The 16,076-nt window shown below is 62.3% G+C and carries 16 protein-coding genes, 1 pseudogene and 1 riboswitch; of the genes and pseudogenes, 10 read left to right on the forward strand and 7 right to left on the reverse strand.

Annotated features, from left to right (window positions below; genetic code table 11):
* Positions 1-29 precede the first annotated feature (29 nt).
* From ACI2KG_RS22180 to ACI2KG_RS22200, 5 genes are all read right to left on the reverse strand, one after another.
* On the reverse strand, positions 30-416 hold the full coding sequence (locus ACI2KG_RS22180; protein ID WP_404663304.1) for a cobalamin biosynthesis protein: 387 nt from the start codon (positions 414-416) through the stop codon (positions 30-32).
* Positions 416-1,102 carry a CbtA family protein gene (locus ACI2KG_RS22185; protein WP_404663305.1) on the reverse strand — a complete coding sequence of 229 codons (687 nt, stop codon included), beginning with the start codon at positions 1,100-1,102 and terminating at the stop codon, positions 416-418. Before ACI2KG_RS22185 ends, ACI2KG_RS22180 begins: the two co-directional genes overlap by 1 nt.
* A gap of 9 nt (positions 1,103-1,111) precedes the next feature.
* Complete coding sequence (locus tag ACI2KG_RS22190) at positions 1,112-1,300, reverse strand: CbtB-domain containing protein (protein ID WP_404663306.1); 189 nt, start codon at positions 1,298-1,300, stop codon at positions 1,112-1,114.
* Between the two features lie 92 nt (positions 1,301-1,392).
* Positions 1,393-1,617, reverse strand: a riboswitch (cobalamin riboswitch).
* Positions 1,618-1,715: 98 nt separating this feature from the next.
* Complete coding sequence (locus ACI2KG_RS22195) at positions 1,716-2,639, reverse strand: RHS repeat-associated core domain-containing protein (protein WP_404663307.1); 924 nt, start codon at positions 2,637-2,639, stop codon at positions 1,716-1,718.
* A gap of 240 nt (positions 2,640-2,879) precedes the next feature.
* On the reverse strand, positions 2,880-3,926 hold the full coding sequence (locus ACI2KG_RS22200) for a LacI family DNA-binding transcriptional regulator (RefSeq protein WP_404663308.1): 1,047 nt from the start codon (positions 3,924-3,926) through the stop codon (positions 2,880-2,882).
* 260 nt (positions 3,927-4,186) lie between these two features.
* Between ACI2KG_RS22200 and ACI2KG_RS22205 the strand changes: the two genes are divergently transcribed.
* The 4 genes from ACI2KG_RS22205 to ACI2KG_RS22220 all read left to right on the forward strand — a co-directional run bounded on the left by ACI2KG_RS22205 (position 4,187) and on the right by ACI2KG_RS22220 (position 9,851).
* Positions 4,187-6,403 carry a TonB-dependent receptor gene (locus tag ACI2KG_RS22205; RefSeq protein ID WP_404663309.1) on the forward strand — a complete coding sequence of 739 codons (2,217 nt, stop codon included), beginning with the start codon at positions 4,187-4,189 and terminating at the stop codon, positions 6,401-6,403.
* Between the two features lie 140 nt (positions 6,404-6,543).
* Positions 6,544-7,878, forward strand: coding sequence for an LLM class flavin-dependent oxidoreductase (locus ACI2KG_RS22210; RefSeq protein ID WP_404663310.1), 1,335 nt, complete (start codon positions 6,544-6,546; stop codon positions 7,876-7,878).
* Entirely contained in the window at positions 7,875-8,918 is a 1,044-nt protein-coding gene (gene mgrA, locus ACI2KG_RS22215; protein ID WP_404663311.1) for an L-glyceraldehyde 3-phosphate reductase, read from the forward strand. Before ACI2KG_RS22210 ends, mgrA begins: the two co-directional genes overlap by 4 nt.
* A gap of 3 nt (positions 8,919-8,921) precedes the next feature.
* A complete protein-coding gene (locus tag ACI2KG_RS22220; protein WP_404663312.1) occupies positions 8,922-9,851 on the forward strand; it encodes an aliphatic sulfonate ABC transporter substrate-binding protein in 930 nt (309 codons plus the stop codon).
* A gap of 162 nt (positions 9,852-10,013) precedes the next feature.
* Here ACI2KG_RS22220 and ACI2KG_RS22225 read toward each other — a convergent pair whose 3' ends face one another.
* Positions 10,014-10,493, reverse strand: coding sequence for a GNAT family N-acetyltransferase (locus ACI2KG_RS22225; RefSeq protein WP_404663313.1), 480 nt, complete (start codon positions 10,491-10,493; stop codon positions 10,014-10,016).
* 84 nt (positions 10,494-10,577) lie between these two features.
* Here ACI2KG_RS22225 and ACI2KG_RS22230 point away from each other — a divergent pair.
* The 6 genes and pseudogenes from ACI2KG_RS22230 to ACI2KG_RS22255 all read left to right on the forward strand — a co-directional run bounded on the left by ACI2KG_RS22230 (position 10,578) and on the right by ACI2KG_RS22255 (position 15,361).
* Positions 10,578-10,936, forward strand: a pseudogene (locus ACI2KG_RS22230) (hypothetical protein).
* Positions 10,937-10,957: 21 nt separating this feature from the next.
* Complete coding sequence (locus tag ACI2KG_RS22235; RefSeq protein ID WP_404663314.1) at positions 10,958-11,842, forward strand: alpha/beta fold hydrolase; 885 nt, start codon at positions 10,958-10,960, stop codon at positions 11,840-11,842.
* 63 nt (positions 11,843-11,905) lie between these two features.
* Positions 11,906-12,880 carry a DUF294 nucleotidyltransferase-like domain-containing protein gene (locus ACI2KG_RS22240; RefSeq protein ID WP_404663315.1) on the forward strand — a complete coding sequence of 325 codons (975 nt, stop codon included), beginning with the start codon at positions 11,906-11,908 and terminating at the stop codon, positions 12,878-12,880.
* 107 nt (positions 12,881-12,987) lie between these two features.
* The gene (locus ACI2KG_RS22245) at positions 12,988-13,854 is read left to right on the forward strand and encodes a pirin family protein (RefSeq protein ID WP_404663316.1); all 867 of its coding nucleotides are present in this window, start codon (positions 12,988-12,990) and stop codon (positions 13,852-13,854) included.
* Positions 13,855-13,987: 133 nt separating this feature from the next.
* Positions 13,988-14,914 carry a DNA-3-methyladenine glycosylase family protein gene (locus ACI2KG_RS22250; RefSeq protein ID WP_404663317.1) on the forward strand — a complete coding sequence of 309 codons (927 nt, stop codon included), beginning with the start codon at positions 13,988-13,990 and terminating at the stop codon, positions 14,912-14,914.
* 186 nt (positions 14,915-15,100) lie between these two features.
* Positions 15,101-15,361 (forward strand): DUF1652 domain-containing protein, encoded by a 261-nt coding sequence (locus ACI2KG_RS22255; RefSeq protein ID WP_400618085.1) that lies wholly within the window; start codon positions 15,101-15,103, stop codon positions 15,359-15,361.
* Positions 15,362-15,381: 20 nt separating this feature from the next.
* Here the strand turns inward: ACI2KG_RS22255 and ACI2KG_RS22260 are convergent, their stop codons facing one another.
* Positions 15,382-15,996: a Yip1 family protein gene (locus ACI2KG_RS22260; RefSeq protein WP_400618087.1), complete on the reverse strand. Its 615-nt coding sequence runs from the start codon at positions 15,994-15,996 to the stop codon at positions 15,382-15,384.
* Between the last annotated feature and the right edge of the window lie 80 nt (positions 15,997-16,076).

Below are 16,076 nucleotides of genomic sequence, written 5' to 3' on the forward strand. Positions count from 1 at the left end.
TGTCCTTGCAAAAAAGAGGGATGAAACGTTCAGCAGGCCAGGGCGAGGGTCGCCGGGCCCAGAACCTGGCGAGTCAGCAGCAGTCGGGGCGTGCCTGGCTGTTGGCTGGCCAGGGCTAGCGCTGCGCTCTCAGCCACGCCCCAGCAGCCCGTGTGGGCATGGGCGGTGGCGGAGCGGTGGCTGAGTAGTGGCTCGTAAGCTTGCAACTGCTCGCTATGGTACAGCACAAGGGGCAAACCGAGGCGTTCGGCCAATTGCTGCAAGCCGGGTTCGTCGGCCTTCAGGCTGATGCTGGCGATGCCGCGCAGGTCAGCCAGTGCCAGGCCCAGGTTGTCCAGGGCTTGGCACAGTACGCGCTGCAGGGTATCCGCCGGGCAACCCCGGCGGCAGCCGAAACCGGCGTAGAAGGCCGGCATCAGGCCTGACTGGAGCGGCGGAACAGCCACGCGCTGAGCAGCCCCAAGGCCAGCCAGAAGGCAGCATTGGTCAGCCACGAGGCCACCTTGAACTGGGTTTCCAGTGCTTCGGGGGCCAGGCTCTCGTGCACGTCCGGTTGCGGAGCACCGATCACATGGGGGATCACCAGCAGCACGGCGCCCAGCGCCTTCAGCAGCCAGTGGCGGGCGAACACCAGCAACGCCAGGCCCAGGGCGGTGGCACCGGCGGTGCCGATCCACCAGGCCTGGCGTTGCCCCAGGTCGGCAGCCGCGGTACCCGGCAATTCCGGCGGCAGGCCGAGGGTTGGCGCCAGGCAGAACACGGCGAAGCCGGCCAGGCCCCACAAGGCGCCCGTGCCGGCGCGCGTTGGCTCGCGCAGGTTGTACAGGGCGGCGAGGATGAGGGCGAACCCGACCGCCACCACCAGGTTGCCACCGGTGGTAGACAGCACACGTTGCCAGCCGTCTTCCGGCGACCAGGCTTCGGCGCTGTGTTCATGGGCAGGCGCTTCGCTGCCATGTTCGTGGTGGGCGGCCGGGGCCGAGGACTCGTAGGTTTCCGCTTGAAGAATTAGCGGGGCGACCCAGAAACTTTGCAGCAAGGTCAGCAACAAGGCCGCAAGCAGCCCACTGAAGCCCGCGGTACGGGCAATGCGCGTAATCATCGGGGCTACTCAGTGGCAGGGGAAGGCGGCGCTGTGGCGGGTGTCGTGGGCGGCGTTGTGCACGGCCTCGATGTGCGAGAAACCGGCGAAGTACACCAGGCAAATGCCCAGCAGGCTGGCGCCGACAGCGATGACTACGCGCTGGCTGAGGGTAACGGGGGTGGCTAGGCTGTGAGGCTTGGTGCTGGTGACGGGCATGACGCGTTCCTCTGCTTTTTATGGGCAATGGGCAAGCGCGGCAGCCCCAGGCATGGAAACCCAGGGGAATGCAACAGCGCCCGCCCACCGCGGGGTGTTCATGAACGCCAGGCCGGTCTCCGGGCTTGCGAGGAGAAGCAGGGCTCCTGGAAAAACGTCACCTTCCCATGCCGCACTACAAGGCACAGTGGTACAGACGTTTCGCTCGCTTACCGTTGCGGGGGCAGCACCGGAATTGCCCGGCCCTGATGAGGGCCTGCGACGCACCGGTTTCCCGTTTCACCCCCTGTGGGGGCACCTGAACGTGAGGCATAAGGAGAGCATGGGGCGGGCGTGGCGTCAATTGCCAGCGCTACAGCTTGTACTTTAGGCCTGTGCAGTGGTGCATTATAGCGTTTCGCCACGTTGTTCGGTATTACGACCCTCGGATTGCCGCCTTCTGGGGCGTAAAGCGCTCAAACTCGTAGGCCCAGGGTCGATCTGGAGAGCCTTTAGGCATGCCTTCATAGGGTTCGGATAGTAACCCAAACATAGACCTGCCTTTAATGACATCGTCAATCATCGCACCATCAATTTTACCGGGGGCCGCTTTAACTTTGATCGTGTTGATATTTGCAAATTCCTGGGCGAATCCCAAGCCGCTCAGGCAACTGGCCAGAACAACCTTTCTATAGCGGTTGGAATTTATTCGGTTTTGATGGAGCCAATCTGTGAATTCGCGTGCGTCCAAGGATTCGCCGCCGATATTGAGGGCGTTTTCGTTGCCGTGCGCGTATACAAGTAGTTTCGGTTTCTTGAAGAGGCTGCCTTGAGATCTATACACGCCGAATTTGTCGTCGATAGTGATCAGTTTTTCAAAGCTGCGATGGAAACGTCGCATCTTTATTCCGTGAATCATTGGGCCAACGGTAATATGACCGTCCGGATCAAAGTGATTGACAGGGTCGTTGAGCGCATAAGCATAAGCATTGATACCCCCTGCGCCGAAGGGACTCACGCTGTCAGTGCTGGCAAACCTCATCAATGCTGTTGAATACCAACGATAACCTTGGCCCAATGCATACATGCAGCTCTGCATGTCAATACGCTCTCCATTGAACCCAACAGTCTGCCCTTCAGGCAGACTCATGAAGCCGAACGGATTGTTTACCAGAGGATGAAAGATTTTAGAGTCTTGGGCAGCCATGGGTGAATGCATATGCGTTGTTGCGAGTAAACTTATGCTGCGTAAGGCGGTTGCTTTTATAGCCTGTATTTGGCGGTCGTGGCCGAATAACTGGGTCGTGCCATTAGACATCAATAGGGTGTTTAGTGTTTTTTTTTGATAAAAATTTTTCATGCATGCATCTTCCCGCTTTTGGCTAAACCCTGAAGCGGAGCAGGCAAGTTTGCAACTGGCAAAATTGCCAGTTGCAGCAGGGCATGGGGCGTTTCTTCAGGTGAGAGGCGGCTGTGCTGGCCTCTTCGCGGGTGAACCCGCTCCTACAAAGGACCGCGTAATAGGCCGGGGTTGCGCGGTCCCTTGTAAGTGAGGCCTTGTGTCGCGAGGATTGTCACAGCACCTGTCTCGACTTGCGTTTCAGCCGCTTTCGCGGGCAACCAACTCACACGTCAACAAGTTCAGCCGCTGCACCTCCCCCTCGCACGCCGCCACACCCAGATGCTGCAGCACCCGCAACGCAGCCACCTCGCCAATTTCCTTCGACGGTGGCCGCAGGGTGGTCAGGCTGGGCAACAGCATCTCGGCGAAGGGGTAATCGCCAAAGCCGACGATCGCCATGTCTTCAGGCAGCCGCAAACCGGCGCGCTGACCCGCCAGCAGGGCGCCGGCAGCCAAGTTGTCGTTGGCGAAGATGATCGCCTCGGGCCGCGGGTCACGGCGGATCAAGGCGTCCATGGCCTGTTTGCCCGCCTCGAACGGCGCGCAGTCGGCCGAAGGCACGAACACCCAGGGTTCCAGGCCGCGCTGAGCCAGTGCCTCGATGTAGCCATCGCGGCGCTCCAGGGCACTGAGGTCGCCGGGCGCACTGTTCTGCACGAAGGCGATGCGCCGGTAGCCCTTGTCCAGCAAGTAGCGGCAAGCCTGCACGCCTACCTGGTGGTGCAGGAAACCTACCTGCACAGGCGCGCGATCCGGGCAGTAGTCCCAGATTTCCACCACCGGCACATCGGCATCGGCCAGCAGCTTCTCGGTGGTCGGGTTGTGGAAGTGGCTGGTCACCACCAGTGCCGCCGGCGACCAGCCGAGAAAAGCGCGCACGGCGCTTTCTTCTTGCGCCTCGCTGAAATAGCTGGAGGCCAGCAGCAGTTGGTAGCCATGCCGGCTTAGGGTATCGCTGAAGGCCTGGATGGTCTGGGCAAAGATCGGCCCGGAGATGTTCGGGATCACCATGCCGACAATGCGCCCGCGCGCCGAGGCCAGGCCGCCGGCGACCAGGTTGGGTACATAGCCCAACGCCTGCACAGCGGCCTCGATGCGCTCGCGCAAGGGCAGGGATACCTGGTCTGGCTGGTTGAAGTAGCGTGACACGCTGATCGCCGAAACCTCAGCTGCGCGCGCTACCTCGGCCAGGGTGACGCGGCCTGCACCACGGCGTTTGCGGGGTGGATCCTTGTCTTGGCTCACCGAGCTGCCTCCTGGGGAAATGGCGCGATGGTAGCGCTAACGAGACACAGCATGGCAAATAGCTTTATTGCATATAAAACATACTTTTAAGTATTTGACGTGCTAATCGGCCACCTCTGATACTTGCTGATGTTAGCGCTAACAAGCGCCGCTGTTGGCAAGCGCCTGCCACTCGCACGAGCGAGACCAGACAACCCCAGCAACTTCATCTCGGCCCCGCAAGCAGGGGCCTGGTCTGGTTTCCCGAGGCAGTGAGCACCATGCACAAAAGCCGTATCCCATTCCCCGCAACCCAACGTCGGCCGCTTGCTGCAGCCATTCTGCTGGCGGCTGTCGGCCAGGCCGCGCAGGCCGCCGAGCCAGCTGAGGCGGGCGCTCCGCAAGCCACTGCCTTGGGCGCGGTAACCGTTACCGCCACCCGCCGCGAAGCCACCCTGCAACAAGTGCCGGTGGCGGTGTCGGTCATCGATGGCGAGCAGCTGGAGCGTGACAATCGCAACAACATCGCCAGCATCGTCCAGCAGGTGCCCACCCTCAACTACCGTGCCGGCGCTTCCAATAAGGACACATCACTGTTCATTCGTGGCGTTGGCACCATTTCCACATCCCCAGGTGTCGAGCCGACGGTGGCCACGGTGGTGGATGGCGTGGTGTTCGGTCGCCCGGGCCAGTCGACCCTTGACCTGCTCGACCTTGAGCGCATCGAAGTACTGCGTGGCCCGCAGGGCACCTTGTTCGGCAAGAATGCCTCGGCGGGTGTGCTTAACGTAGTAAGCAAGGCGATCCCTGAGCAAACCCAAGGTTATGTGGACTACTCGCACTTCGGCGGCGGCGATGAAAACCGCCTGCGCTTTGGTATCGGCGGGCGCCTGAACGAGCAACTGAAAGGCTCGCTGAGCACCTTGTGGGGTGGGTACGACGGTAATGTCGAGAACGTTGCCAATGGCCACGACGTCAATGGCTATGAACGCAAGGGTGCTCGCGGCAAGCTGGAGTTCGAGCCCAGTGAAGACCTGCGCCTGACCTTGATCGCCGACTACATGAAGGGCGAAGACACCTTGCCCAGCGGGGTGGTCACCAGCGCAAGTGCCGCCATTGCCAGCCAGTTGCGCCCGGTAACACCAAGCGCGCACAACCGTGACATCAACAGCGACTTCAAGACCCATGTCGAAGACGAAAACCAAGGGCTTTCGGCGCAGTTGGACTGGCAACTGGGTGACTACACGCTGACCTCGATCAGCGCCTGGCGCGGCTGGGACAACACCCAGTACCAGGACGGTGACCGCCGTGCCTTGCTCCCGGTGACGGCGTCGCACGACAAAGGCACGGTGGACTACGACCAGTACAGCCAGGAGTTTCGCCTGACCTCGCCGAAAGGGCAGTTCAACGAGTACGTGCTGGGTGCCTTCTACATGCACGGCACGTCCAACGAAACCTACCAGCGCCTGTCGGTCAACGGCGGTGTCGCCAACAGCGGCCGTGCCGACTATTCCACTACCAACGACAGTGTCGCCTTGTTCGGTGAGAACACCTTCAACTTCACCGATGATTTGCGTGCCATCTTCGGCTTGCGCTGGACCCACGATGACCTGGAGTACGACCACCGCCGCGTATCCACCTCGGCTGCGGCGGTCACCGGCATCCAGCCCTCGACGGCCAGCTCCGGCTCGGTCGACGAAGATGGCTGGAGCGGGCGCACCGGCCTGCAATACGACTTCACCGACAACCTGACCGGCTACGTTACCTACTCGCGTGGCTACAAGGGCCCGGCCTACAACGTATTTTTCAACATGCAGCCGCGCGACACCGAAGCGCTCAAGCCGGAAACCTCCGACGCCTACGAAATCGGCCTGAAAGGCACCGCGCTGGACCAGCGCCTGAGCGCCAACCTGGCGGTGTTCCACACCGATTACGACAACTACCAGGCCAACTTCTTCGACACCGTGGCCAACCAGGTGGTCACCCGCCTGGTGAATGCCGGCAAGGTCAAGACACAGGGCGTGGAGCTGGACGCCAGCTTCCAGGCGACTTCCAGGCTGAAACTGTCGGCTGCCGCGGCCTACACCAAGGCCCGCGTCGACCACTTCAACTGCCCGGTGGGTGCCGCGGCCAACTGCAACATCGACGGTGGGCGCTTGCCGTTCACCCCGGACTGGAAAACCTACCTGCGCGCCGACTATGTGATCCCGCTGGACAACGGCCTGGATGTGGAACTGAGCAGCGACTACAGCTGGCAGGATTCGGTGCAGTTCAGCCTCGACCAGAACCCGGACACCGTGCAGGGCGCCTATGGCATCTGGAACGCCAGCATTGCCCTGGCCGACTACAACGACGGCTGGCGCGTGGCGCTGCTGGGCAAGAACCTGGGCGACAAGTCGTACGCGCAGATGCTGGCCAGTGGCGGCGACTACATCTACCGCTCGGTGCCGCGGGATGACGGGCGTTATTTCGGTGTGCAACTGCGCAAGGATTTTTAAGGCTGAAGGGCTTTGTAACGCGGGATATGGCACCGGCTGCGCCGGTGTTCGCGGGTGAACCCGCGCCTACAGGGGCCCTGCTAATTCATTGAGTGATGTGCAGTTTCATGAGCATGGATATTGCGCAAAAGGAGATCAATATGCCCCGCCAAATGAGCCTGGGTGCCTTCCTCATGGCTACCGGTCACCATGTGGCCGCCTGGCGTCACCCGGACGTACCAGCCGACCCGCTGGATTTCGCCAGCTACCGGCGCACGGCGCAAATCGCCGAAGCGGCCTGCTTTGACGCGCTGTTCGTCGCCGACAGCGTGGCTGCGCCTACTGATCCATTGGCCAGCCACAGCGCCCGCTCGGTGTACTTCGAACCGCTGACGTTATTGTCGGCACTGAGTGCAGTCACCGAGCGCATCGGCCTGATCGCCACGGCCACCACCAGCTACAACGAGCCATACCATGTGGCACGCAAGTTCGCCTCGCTGGATCATCTGTCGGCAGGGCGCGCCGGGTGGAACCTGGTCACCTCCGATGCCGCCGCCGAAGCAGGCAATTTTGGCCGTCAGGCGCATATTCCGCATGCCGAGCGCTATGCCCGGGCCCAGGAATTCCAGCAGGTGGTGCAGGGCTTGTGGGACAGCTGGGCGGATGATGCCTTCGTGCGCGACAAGGCCAGCGGCCTGTTCCACCACCCGCATGCCGTCCGCAGCCTTGACCACGCCGGTGAACACTTCCGCGTAAAAGGCCCCCTGAACGTGGCCCGCTCGCCGCAGGGGCGGCCGGTACTGGTCCAGGCCGGTTCGTCCGAAACCGGCCGCGAGCTGGCAGCGCAAAGCGCCGAAGTGGTGTTTACCGCGCAGCCGAGCCTGGCCCGCGCCCAGGCCTTCTATGCCGACCTCAAGGGCCGCCTGGCGCGCCATGGTCGGGGCGAGCATTCGCTGAAGGTGATGCCCGGGGTGTTCGTGGTGGTGGGGCAGAGCCAGGCGCAGGCCGAGGACAAGTACGAGGCGTTCCAGGCCCTGGTCGACCCGCAAGTGGGGGTTGGCCTGCTGGGGCGCATGCTCGGTAACTTCGACCTTTCCGGCTACCCGCTCGATGGCCCGCTGCCGGACTTGCCGCCCACCGAAGACGGCCAGCGCAGTCGCCAACAACTGCTGACCGAGCTGGCCGGCAACGAACACCTGACCCTGGCCCAGCTCGGCCGGCGCATTGCGGGTGGGCGAGGGCACTACAGCCTGGTCGGCACCCCGGTGCAGATCGCCGACGAACTGCAAGCCTGGTTCGAAGGCGGTGCGGCCGATGGTTTCAATGTGCTGGTACCGCACCTGCCGCTGGGCCTTGAGGATTTTGCCAACCAGGTGGTGCCCGAATTGCAACGCCGCGGGCTGTTCCGTCGGCACTACCAAGGCCGCACCCTGCGTGAACACCTGGGCCTGTCGCGCCCGGCCAATCCATTCTTTGCCGATCGAGGCCAACCATGAGCTATTCTGCCAACCCCGAGCGCTACGCGCGCATGCCTTACCGCCGTATCGGCCGCAGCGGCCTGGTGCTGCCGGCCCTGTCGCTGGGCCTGTGGCACAACTTTGGCGACGCCACCCCCATCGCGACTCAACGCGCCTTGCTGCACACCGCGTTCGATGCCGGCATCAACCATTTCGACCTGGCCAACAATTACGGCCCGCCCTATGGCAGCGCAGAGAGCAACTTCGGCCGGTTGCTGCGCGAAGACCTGCGCAGTTACCGCGACGAGCTGATCATTTCCAGCAAGGCTGGCTGGGACATGTGGCCGGGGCCGTACGGGCAGGGTGGCAGTTCGCGCAAATACCTGATCGCAAGCCTCGACCAGAGCTTGGCACGCCTGGGGCTGGACTACGTCGACATCTTTTATTCACACCGTTTCGATGCCGACACACCGTTGGAGGAAACCGCCATTGCCCTGGCCGATATCGTTCGCCAGGGCAAAGCGCTGTACATCGGCATTTCCTCCTACTCAGCCGGTAAAACCGCTGAAATGGCGGCGCTGCTGCAGGCGCTGAAGGTGCCGCTGTTGATCCACCAGCCTTCGTACAACCTGTTCAACCGCTGGATCGAGCGCGATTTGCTCGATACGACCGACGCTGTCGGCGCCGGGGTGATCGTGTTCACCGCGCTGGCCCAGGGCCTGCTCAGCGACAAGTACCTGAACGGTATCCCTGCCGACGCCCGGGTCAACCGCGCGGGTGGCGGTTCGTTGCTGCCAGAACATTTGTCCGAAGCCAACATCGCCCGTGCCCGCGCGCTGAACGAGATTGCTCGCCAGCGCGGGCAGAGCCTGGCCCAGTTGGCCCTGGCCTGGACCCTGCGCGACCCGCGGGTGACCTCGGCGCTGATCGGTGCCAGCCGGCCCGAGCAGATCACCGAGAACGTCGCCGCGCTCGACAACCTTGCGTTCACCGGCGAGGAACTGGCGGCCATCGACCAGTACGCCGTTGAAGGCGGTATCAACCTGTGGGAAAAACCTTCGACCGACTGGAAGGAGTAAGCGATGCGCGTGCTACACCTTGCCATGTTGTTGCTGCTGGGTGGCATGGGTACGGCCCAGGCTGCAGACCCACAGGCGCTGCGAATCGGCTACCAGAAAGGTTCGATCAGCCTGGTACTGGCCAAGCAGCATCGCTTGCTGGAACAGCGTTTTGCCCATACCCGGGTGGAGTGGATCGAGTTCCCGGCCGGGCCGCAGATGCTCGAAGCCTTGAACATCGGCAGCCTCGATATCGGCTCTACCGGTGATATTCCACCGATCTTCGCCCAGGCGGCGGGGGCCGACCTGCTGTACATCGGTGCCGAGCCGCCGAAACCGCAGGCCGAAGTGATACTGGTGCCCAAAGACAGCCCGATCACCGCTGTGGGTGAACTCAAGGGCAAGCGAATTGCCCTGCAGAAGGGCTCCAGTGCACACAACCTGTTGCTGCGCACCCTGGCCGAGGCAGGGCTGGGCATTGCTGAGGTGCAGCCGGTGTACCTGGCACCGGCTGACGCCCGGGCGGCATTCGAGCGCGGCAGCGTGGATGCCTGGGTGATCTGGGACCCGTTCTATTCGGCCATCGACCTGGAAGGCAAGGCGCGGTTGCTGGCTGACGGCCAGGGCCTGGGGTTGATCGGGCCGTTCATGCTCGGCGCGCGCCCGTATGTCGAGGCCAATGGTGCATTTGTCGGCGAGTTGCTGGAGGAAATCAGCCGTGCCGAAGCGCTTACCCGCAGTGACGAGGCCGGCAGCATTCGCCTGTTGGCGCAGTTCATGGGCTTGCCGGAGGAGGTGGTACGGCGCAGTTTCAGCCACCGGCCGGCGTCACCGGTGTTGCCGGTGAGTGAGGCGATGGTGGCGGCACAGCAGCGTACGGCGCAGTTGTTCTTTGACAACAAGTTGCTGCCAAAGCGGGTCGAGATTGCCGGGGCGGTGTGGCGGCAGAAGTGATTAATCAGGCTTGCGCTGGACCTTGTAGGAGCGGCCTTGTGTCGCGATAGGGCTGCGAAGCAGCCCCAGGTTCTCAGCACAAACGCGCAGATTGCCGGGGCTGCTGTGCAGCCCTATCGCGACACAAGGCCGCTCCTACAACTGAGCGCGCAAACCGAGCTTTCAACCGCGGGCAAACGCCGCCAGCTTCTCCCCATCCAGCCGGTAACGCACCCACTCATCCTGCGCCTCGGCCCCCAGCTTCTGATAAAAGCCGATCGCCGGCTCGTTCCAGTCCAGCACGCTCCATTCCAACCGCCCGCAATTGTTCGCCACCGCCTCGCGGGCAATGTGCTGCAGCACCTGCCGGCCAGCACCATCGCCGCGCTGCTCGGGCGTTACGTACAGGTCTTCCAGGTAAATACCGTTGCGCCCCAGCCAAGTCGAGTAACTGTAGAAGTACACGGCAAAGCCGATCGCCCGGCCATCGCGTTCGCAGATCAGGCTGTGCACCGTGCTGCCTGCGTCGAACAGGCTGTGCTCGATGTCGGCAAGGCTGGCAACCACCTCGTGGCGGGCGCGCTCGTACTCGGCCAGTTCGGTGATGAAGGCCAGAATCTGTGCGGCATCGGTGCGAACGGCGGGGCGAATGGTGAGGCTCATGGAACGGCTTCCTTGATCCAGGGTAGCGAAGAGGGCGACTCCGTTAGTGTGACAGCACCTGTAAAAAAAGTGGAATGCCCGCCAATGCTTGCCTCTGCCGACCTGCTGCCCGCCTTTGTGCTGTTTGCCTTTGTGTCTTCGATTACCCCAACAACACCATGTTGCTGCGTCGGGGGTGAACTTCGGCGTGCGCCGCTCGATTCCCCATGCCTTGGGCATCAGCTGTGGGTTCATGGTAATGGTGCTGGCAGTCGGCCTGGGTCATCGCGGCCCTGTTCGCCTTGGTCAACCTACCCAGCGTGGGGGTGTGGGTGATGTTCGGCAGCGCTTTGCGCAACCTGTTGCAGAACCCGCGCTGGCTGATGCTGTTCAATGTCCTGATGGCCCTGCTGCTGGTGGTTTCACTGTACCCGCTGCTGTTTGTAGAATCGGCGTTTTCTTAGCCCCGCGAGTACAGCACGCCCATGCAGTTGATTCCCTGGTCCCACGAATGCGCCGAAGGCTTTACCTTGCGTGGCTGGCGGACGCCGGCCACTGGTAAGCCGCTGCTGCATTTTCTGCATGGCAACGGGTTCTGCTGCCTGGCTTACCAACCGTTGCTGATGCGCTTGGGCGAGCATTTCGACCTGTGGCTTTGTGACGTGCAGGGGCACGGTGACAGTGACCATGGGGGCGTGTTTCGTGGTTGGAACCGCACGGCGGCACTGGCTGTGGAAGCCTTTGAAACAGGGCGGGGCGAGTATGCCGACGTTCCGCGGTTTGCTGTAGGCCATAGTTTTGGTGGCGTGCTCACCGGGCTGATACTGGCCAGCGACCCGCAGTTGTTCGCGCGTGCGGTGCTGCTCGACCCGGTATTGTTCAGCCGGCGCATGCTCGGCGTGATGGGCGCGGCCGCACTGGTCGGCCTGCACCAGCGCCATGCCTTGGCGCGCAAGGCCGCCAGCCGCCGCAGCCATTGGCCTGACCGCGAAGCGGCGCTGGCTTCGCTGCAAGGCCGTGGCATTTTCAAAGGTTGGACCGATGCGGCGCTGCAGGCCTATGTGGAGCATGCCATCGGTGATTGCGGCGAGTCGGTGGTGCTCAAGTGCCGGCCCAGCCGCGAAGTGGAAATCTTCAGCTCGTTCCCCAAGCGTATGTGGGCCAGCCTAGGCGCAATCAGTACACCGACCCGCGTGCTGTATGGCGAACACACTTATCCCTTCGTGCCACACTCGGTGAGCCGCCTGGTGTCGCTCAACCGCCATGTCAGCGCGCAGCAGGTCGCCGGTGGGCACTGCTTCATGCAGGAAGACCCCAAACAGTGTGCGCAAGAGGTGATTGCCTTCCTGCTGGGAGCTGTTGAGGGGTAGTTTTCCAGGCAGTGCGCGTGTGCGAGTCGTCAGTACGCTTGGTTTTTTCCCGAGCAGACGCCAATGACCCACCACACCGTGCTGGAACCTCCTTATTTGCGAAAGCGTTTTGAGTACTCATGCAAGGTCATCGATTCGCTACGGCGAGCCCTGAAAGAGACTGTTGCACCCTTGGTAGGCCAGTCACCATTGGCTGTCGTTGCAGTCGGGTCTTATGGACGGCGTGAAGCTTCGTGCGTATCGGACATCGATTTCTTTATCGTCCATGACGGTCGCCTGCCAGATGAGCGGTTGCAGGCGATTTTGAATCAGGTCAGCGCTCATGTTCGCCCCCTCAGCCAGCGGGGTGAGAGCGACCATGCGAAATTCGGCAGGGACGCGTTGTCCCTGTACTCCAATTTGAGTTGCCACATGGGGTGGAAGCGTGAAAGCAGTACTGCGCTGACCCGGCGAATGCTGTTGCTGCTCGAGGGCTGCTCATTATTTGGGGATGCTGCACACGATCACTGGAAAAACGACTTGTTGCGCCGATACGTGCCTGGCGAGCAAGGCGCTGGGCTTTCGCGATTCATGCTCAATGATCTCGTTCGCTATTACCGAACCTTGATGGCAAATTTTGAAGAGAAGCAGGCTGAAGGCAAGGCCTGGGGCGTACGTAACATCAAACTGCAGTTCTCTCGAAAACTGCTCTTCATCGGAGGCATCGTCGTGATTGCCGAGGCCTTCGGCCTACCTGCGCATGCAAGAGTCAGACGGTTTGAATACCTGTTGGCTCACACGCCTTTGCAACGCCTGGCAACAATTGGACAGTCTAATGAGCATACTGAACAGCTATTCGAATGGTACGCCGTTTTCCTGAAATTGATTTCCTCAGCCCACTATCGTCAGCACCTAGACCAGTTATCTGCTGCTCACGCATCGGCCGATCCGGTGTATCGCGAGATCAAAGCGATTGGCAATGCTTTTTCTGAAAAGCTCGAGCAGTGGCTGAGAGCGCAGTATCCGGGGCATCCGATCCTGCATGCGTTGTGTTTTTAAAATGCTAGGGGTTGTTCCGCTGGTAGAACGATTAGTGCTGTTTTTCCTGTCTACAGAGTTATTGTTGTCACTGATAAGGTTACCCCAATCGAGAGAGGAGCCTTCTCATGAAAAACATTCTGGGTATCCACCGCAGCCCTCACGCCCATTGGGTAGGTGATGGTTTCCCGGTGCGCAGCCTGTTCACCTACGACAACCTGGCCAGCCGCATCAGCCCGTTCCTGTTGCTGGACTATGCCGGCCCGCATGATTTCACCCCGACCCGTGCGCGACGTGGCGTCGGCCAGCACCCGCACCGTGGTTTCGAGACGGTGACCATCGTCTACCAGGGCGAGCTGGAGCACCGCGATTCCACCGGCGCGGGTGGGTTGATCGGCCCCGGTGACGTGCAGTGGATGACCGCTGCCAACGGCATCATCCATGAAGAGTTCCATGCCCCGGGCTTTGCCCGCAGTGGCGGTACGCTGGAGATGGTGCAACTGTGGGTCAACCTGCCGGCGCGGGACAAGCGCGCAGCGGCGGGCTACCAGACGTTGCTGGCCGAAGACATCCCGGTCGTGGCGCTGGACGCTGATGCCGGTAGCTTGCGGGTGATTGCCGGTGACTACCTTGGCCATCAGGGGCCGGCACGGACCTTTACCGCGATGGATGTCTGGGACCTGCGGCTGAACGCTGGCGCCAGCTTGCAACTGCCAGTGGCCGCCGGGCGCAATGCGGCGCTGGTGGTGCTGCGCGGTAATGTGCGGGTTAACGGCGAGCGCGAAGCCGGGCCGGCCAGCTTGGTACTGCTTGACCGGGCAGGTGAGGATGTCAGCGTAGAGGCACTGGACGGTGCCAGCGTGCTGTTGCTTAGCGGTGAGCCGATCGATGAACCGATCGTCGGTTATGGCCCGTTCGTGATGAACAGCCAGGCGGAAATTGCCGAGTCGTTCGACGATTTCCATGCCGGGCGGTTCGGGCAGATGCAAGGCTGAAAAAGCGGGGGCTGCCTTGCAGCCCAATCGCGACGCAAGGCCGCTCCCACAAAAGTTCGCGTCCACCCTGTGGGCGGCCTTGCGTCGCGATTGGGGCGCAAAGCGCCCCCAGCTTTTCTGGCATCATCCACCTATGCCCAAACTCTCCACCCTGCACGCCGTGCGCCGATCATTTTCAAATCCCAGCCACCACACCCTGTGGCTGCGCTATCGCGCCCCCTACCATTGGCCTTCGACCCTAGCCTTCCTCGCCGCCCGCTGCATTCCCGGTATTGAAGCCTTCGACAACGGCACCTACCGCCGCACCCTGACCGTCGCTGGCCAACATGCAATCTTGCGCGCTACCCCTATGCGCAACCAGCTGCGCGTGCACCTCGAAGGCGCTCCTTCATCGGCGATCCCCGGCCTTATTGCCCGGCTGAGGCGAGTTTTCGACCTTGACGCCGACCCCGCACGCATCAGCGCGGTGCTGCCCCATGACCCGTTGATGGCAAGCTTGCTCGAACAGCGCCCAGGCCTGCGCGTACCGCAAGGCTGGGACGCGTGCGAACAAGCCATGCGCACCGTGCTGGGCCAGCAGATCAGCGTGGCCGGGGCCATGACCCTGGCTGGCCGCCTGGTGCAGCGCCATGGCGAACCGCTGCGTTTGCCGGCTTCGGGCCTGACCCATGTGTTCCCGATACTGACCACTCTGGCCGCCGCGCAATTCGAAAACATGGGCATGCCCAAGGCGCGCGCCGCCACCCTCGGTACCTTGGCCAACGCCTTGCTTGCCAACCCTGAACTGCTTAGCCCTGGGCAACTGCTGGACCAGTTGCTGCGCAACCTGTGCCGTGTTAAAGGCATCGGCCCCTGGAGTGCGCATTACCTGGCGCTGCGCCAGGCAGGCGCGGCAGATGCCTTGCCATTGGGTGATGTGGCCTTGATCAAGGCGTTGCGCCTGCTGGCAGGTGAACAGGCGCAACTGGCCGACCGGGCACTGGCCTGGCGACCCTGGCGAGCTTACGCGGCGCAGCATCTTTGGGCATCACTGGGGCCCGCCGGGACCACTCGTCGTTAAGTAGGCCATTGCATTCGAACACTTGGCCCAGGCGGGCAATCTTCCACTAAGGTGCTAGAGGATTCCCCGCATGATCATTGCCCTGGCGCATGGACGCTTGCCCGGGCATGCGCATTATTAATTGGCGCCCCGCCCGACAAAGGCGTATTTCCACACAACAGGCCATCCCACAGAGAGGGTCGTACCATGTCGTTGATTGGAGTTTCGATGCTAGAAATGCGGCAGCTGATTGAACAGGCCTGCCTGCCAGATCGCTGTGAAGTCAGCTGCCCGGACGGCGCCAACCTGACCATCCGCCTGGGTCAGGGCCAGAGTCTCGAAGAGGGCGTGACCCTCAGCGGGGTCCCGCTGCAAAGCCTCAACAGTTGCCGTGACCTGGTCAACCTGGTGGGGCAGCTGCATACGTTAAGAGACAGCCACCCGGCGCCACTCAAGGCCATTGCCTGAGCGCGCCCGCCGTGCCCCGGTCAGCCCAGGCTGGCCGGGCGTACGTATTCAGGCATCAGGCCGTTGAACCAGAACAGAATCATCGCCACCAGGATGGTCACCAGCAGCAGTAACCCAACACCCCACACGCACGTCGCGAACAGCATCGCCTGTTCCTTCTTCAGCCGCAGAAAGGTCTGCAACCCGCCGTACAGCAGGACGCTGGCATAGGCCGAAGCGGCCATCAGCGCGGCGAACGCCAGCCAACGCATTGGCACCAGGCCGACAACCCCGGCAAAGAACCACGGCGTGGCGCAATAGGCGGCAAAGCCGATGCATTGGTTAAGGTTGGGCTGCACATCGAACCCGCGCGACATCCAGCGAATCATCACCCCCATCAGCATTACCCCGATTACAGTGGTCGCATACAGCAGGCCTGCCAGTTGCGCGGCGCTGCCCATGCTAAGGCGCACCCGCTCTTCGGCTGCCAGGCTCCAGCCGAAGCTGGTGGTGCCGACGAACAGGCACACGGCGGGGATCAACGCCAGCACCAGCAGGCGCGGCAGGTATTGCTGGGGGTGATCTTCCTCGGCGCGGCGAATTTCCAGCCAGGCGTCGGCAGGGTGAGTGAAGAGCTTGAGCAATGGACTGTTCATGGCGTTCTCCGCAGGGCGTAGGCCCTTTAGCTATGGAGACACGCCATGCTTGGCCGGTTCAGCCAGGTTGGCTGCCGTTG

The sequence above is a fragment of the Pseudomonas sp. NPDC089407 genome (genome assembly GCF_044900445.1).
Taxonomy (GTDB): Bacteria; Pseudomonadota; Gammaproteobacteria; order Pseudomonadales; family Pseudomonadaceae; genus Aquipseudomonas.

Bases quoted from the DNA above. Each gene is read 5' to 3' on its own strand.
- ACI2KG_RS22210 (WP_404663310.1), top strand. From the start codon at position 6,544: ATGCCCCGCCAAATGAGCCTGGGTGCCTTCCTCATGGCTACCGGTCAC.
- ACI2KG_RS22205 (WP_404663309.1), top strand. From the start codon at position 4,187: ATGCACAAAAGCCGTATCCCATTCCCCGCAACCCAACGTCGGCCGCTT.
- ACI2KG_RS22255 (WP_400618085.1), top strand. From the start codon at position 15,101: ATGTCGTTGATTGGAGTTTCGATGCTAGAAATGCGGCAGCTGATTGAA.
- ACI2KG_RS22235 (WP_404663314.1), top strand. From the start codon at position 10,958: ATGCAGTTGATTCCCTGGTCCCACGAATGCGCCGAAGGCTTTACCTTG.
- ACI2KG_RS22195 (WP_404663307.1), bottom strand. From the start codon at position 2,639: ATGAAAAATTTTTATCAAAAAAAAACACTAAACACCCTATTGATGTCT.
- mgrA (WP_404663311.1), top strand. From the start codon at position 7,875: ATGAGCTATTCTGCCAACCCCGAGCGCTACGCGCGCATGCCTTACCGC.
- ACI2KG_RS22240 (WP_404663315.1), top strand. From the start codon at position 11,906: ATGACCCACCACACCGTGCTGGAACCTCCTTATTTGCGAAAGCGTTTT.
- ACI2KG_RS22185 (WP_404663305.1), bottom strand. From the start codon at position 1,102: ATGATTACGCGCATTGCCCGTACCGCGGGCTTCAGTGGGCTGCTTGCG.
- ACI2KG_RS22225 (WP_404663313.1), bottom strand. From the start codon at position 10,493: ATGAGCCTCACCATTCGCCCCGCCGTTCGCACCGATGCCGCACAGATT.
- ACI2KG_RS22260 (WP_400618087.1), bottom strand. From the start codon at position 15,996: ATGAACAGTCCATTGCTCAAGCTCTTCACTCACCCTGCCGACGCCTGG.
- ACI2KG_RS22250 (WP_404663317.1), top strand. From the start codon at position 13,988: ATGCCCAAACTCTCCACCCTGCACGCCGTGCGCCGATCATTTTCAAAT.
- ACI2KG_RS22190 (WP_404663306.1), bottom strand. From the start codon at position 1,300: ATGCCCGTCACCAGCACCAAGCCTCACAGCCTAGCCACCCCCGTTACC.
- ACI2KG_RS22220 (WP_404663312.1), top strand. From the start codon at position 8,922: ATGCGCGTGCTACACCTTGCCATGTTGTTGCTGCTGGGTGGCATGGGT.
- ACI2KG_RS22180 (WP_404663304.1), bottom strand. From the start codon at position 416: ATGCCGGCCTTCTACGCCGGTTTCGGCTGCCGCCGGGGTTGCCCGGCG.
- ACI2KG_RS22245 (WP_404663316.1), top strand. From the start codon at position 12,988: ATGAAAAACATTCTGGGTATCCACCGCAGCCCTCACGCCCATTGGGTA.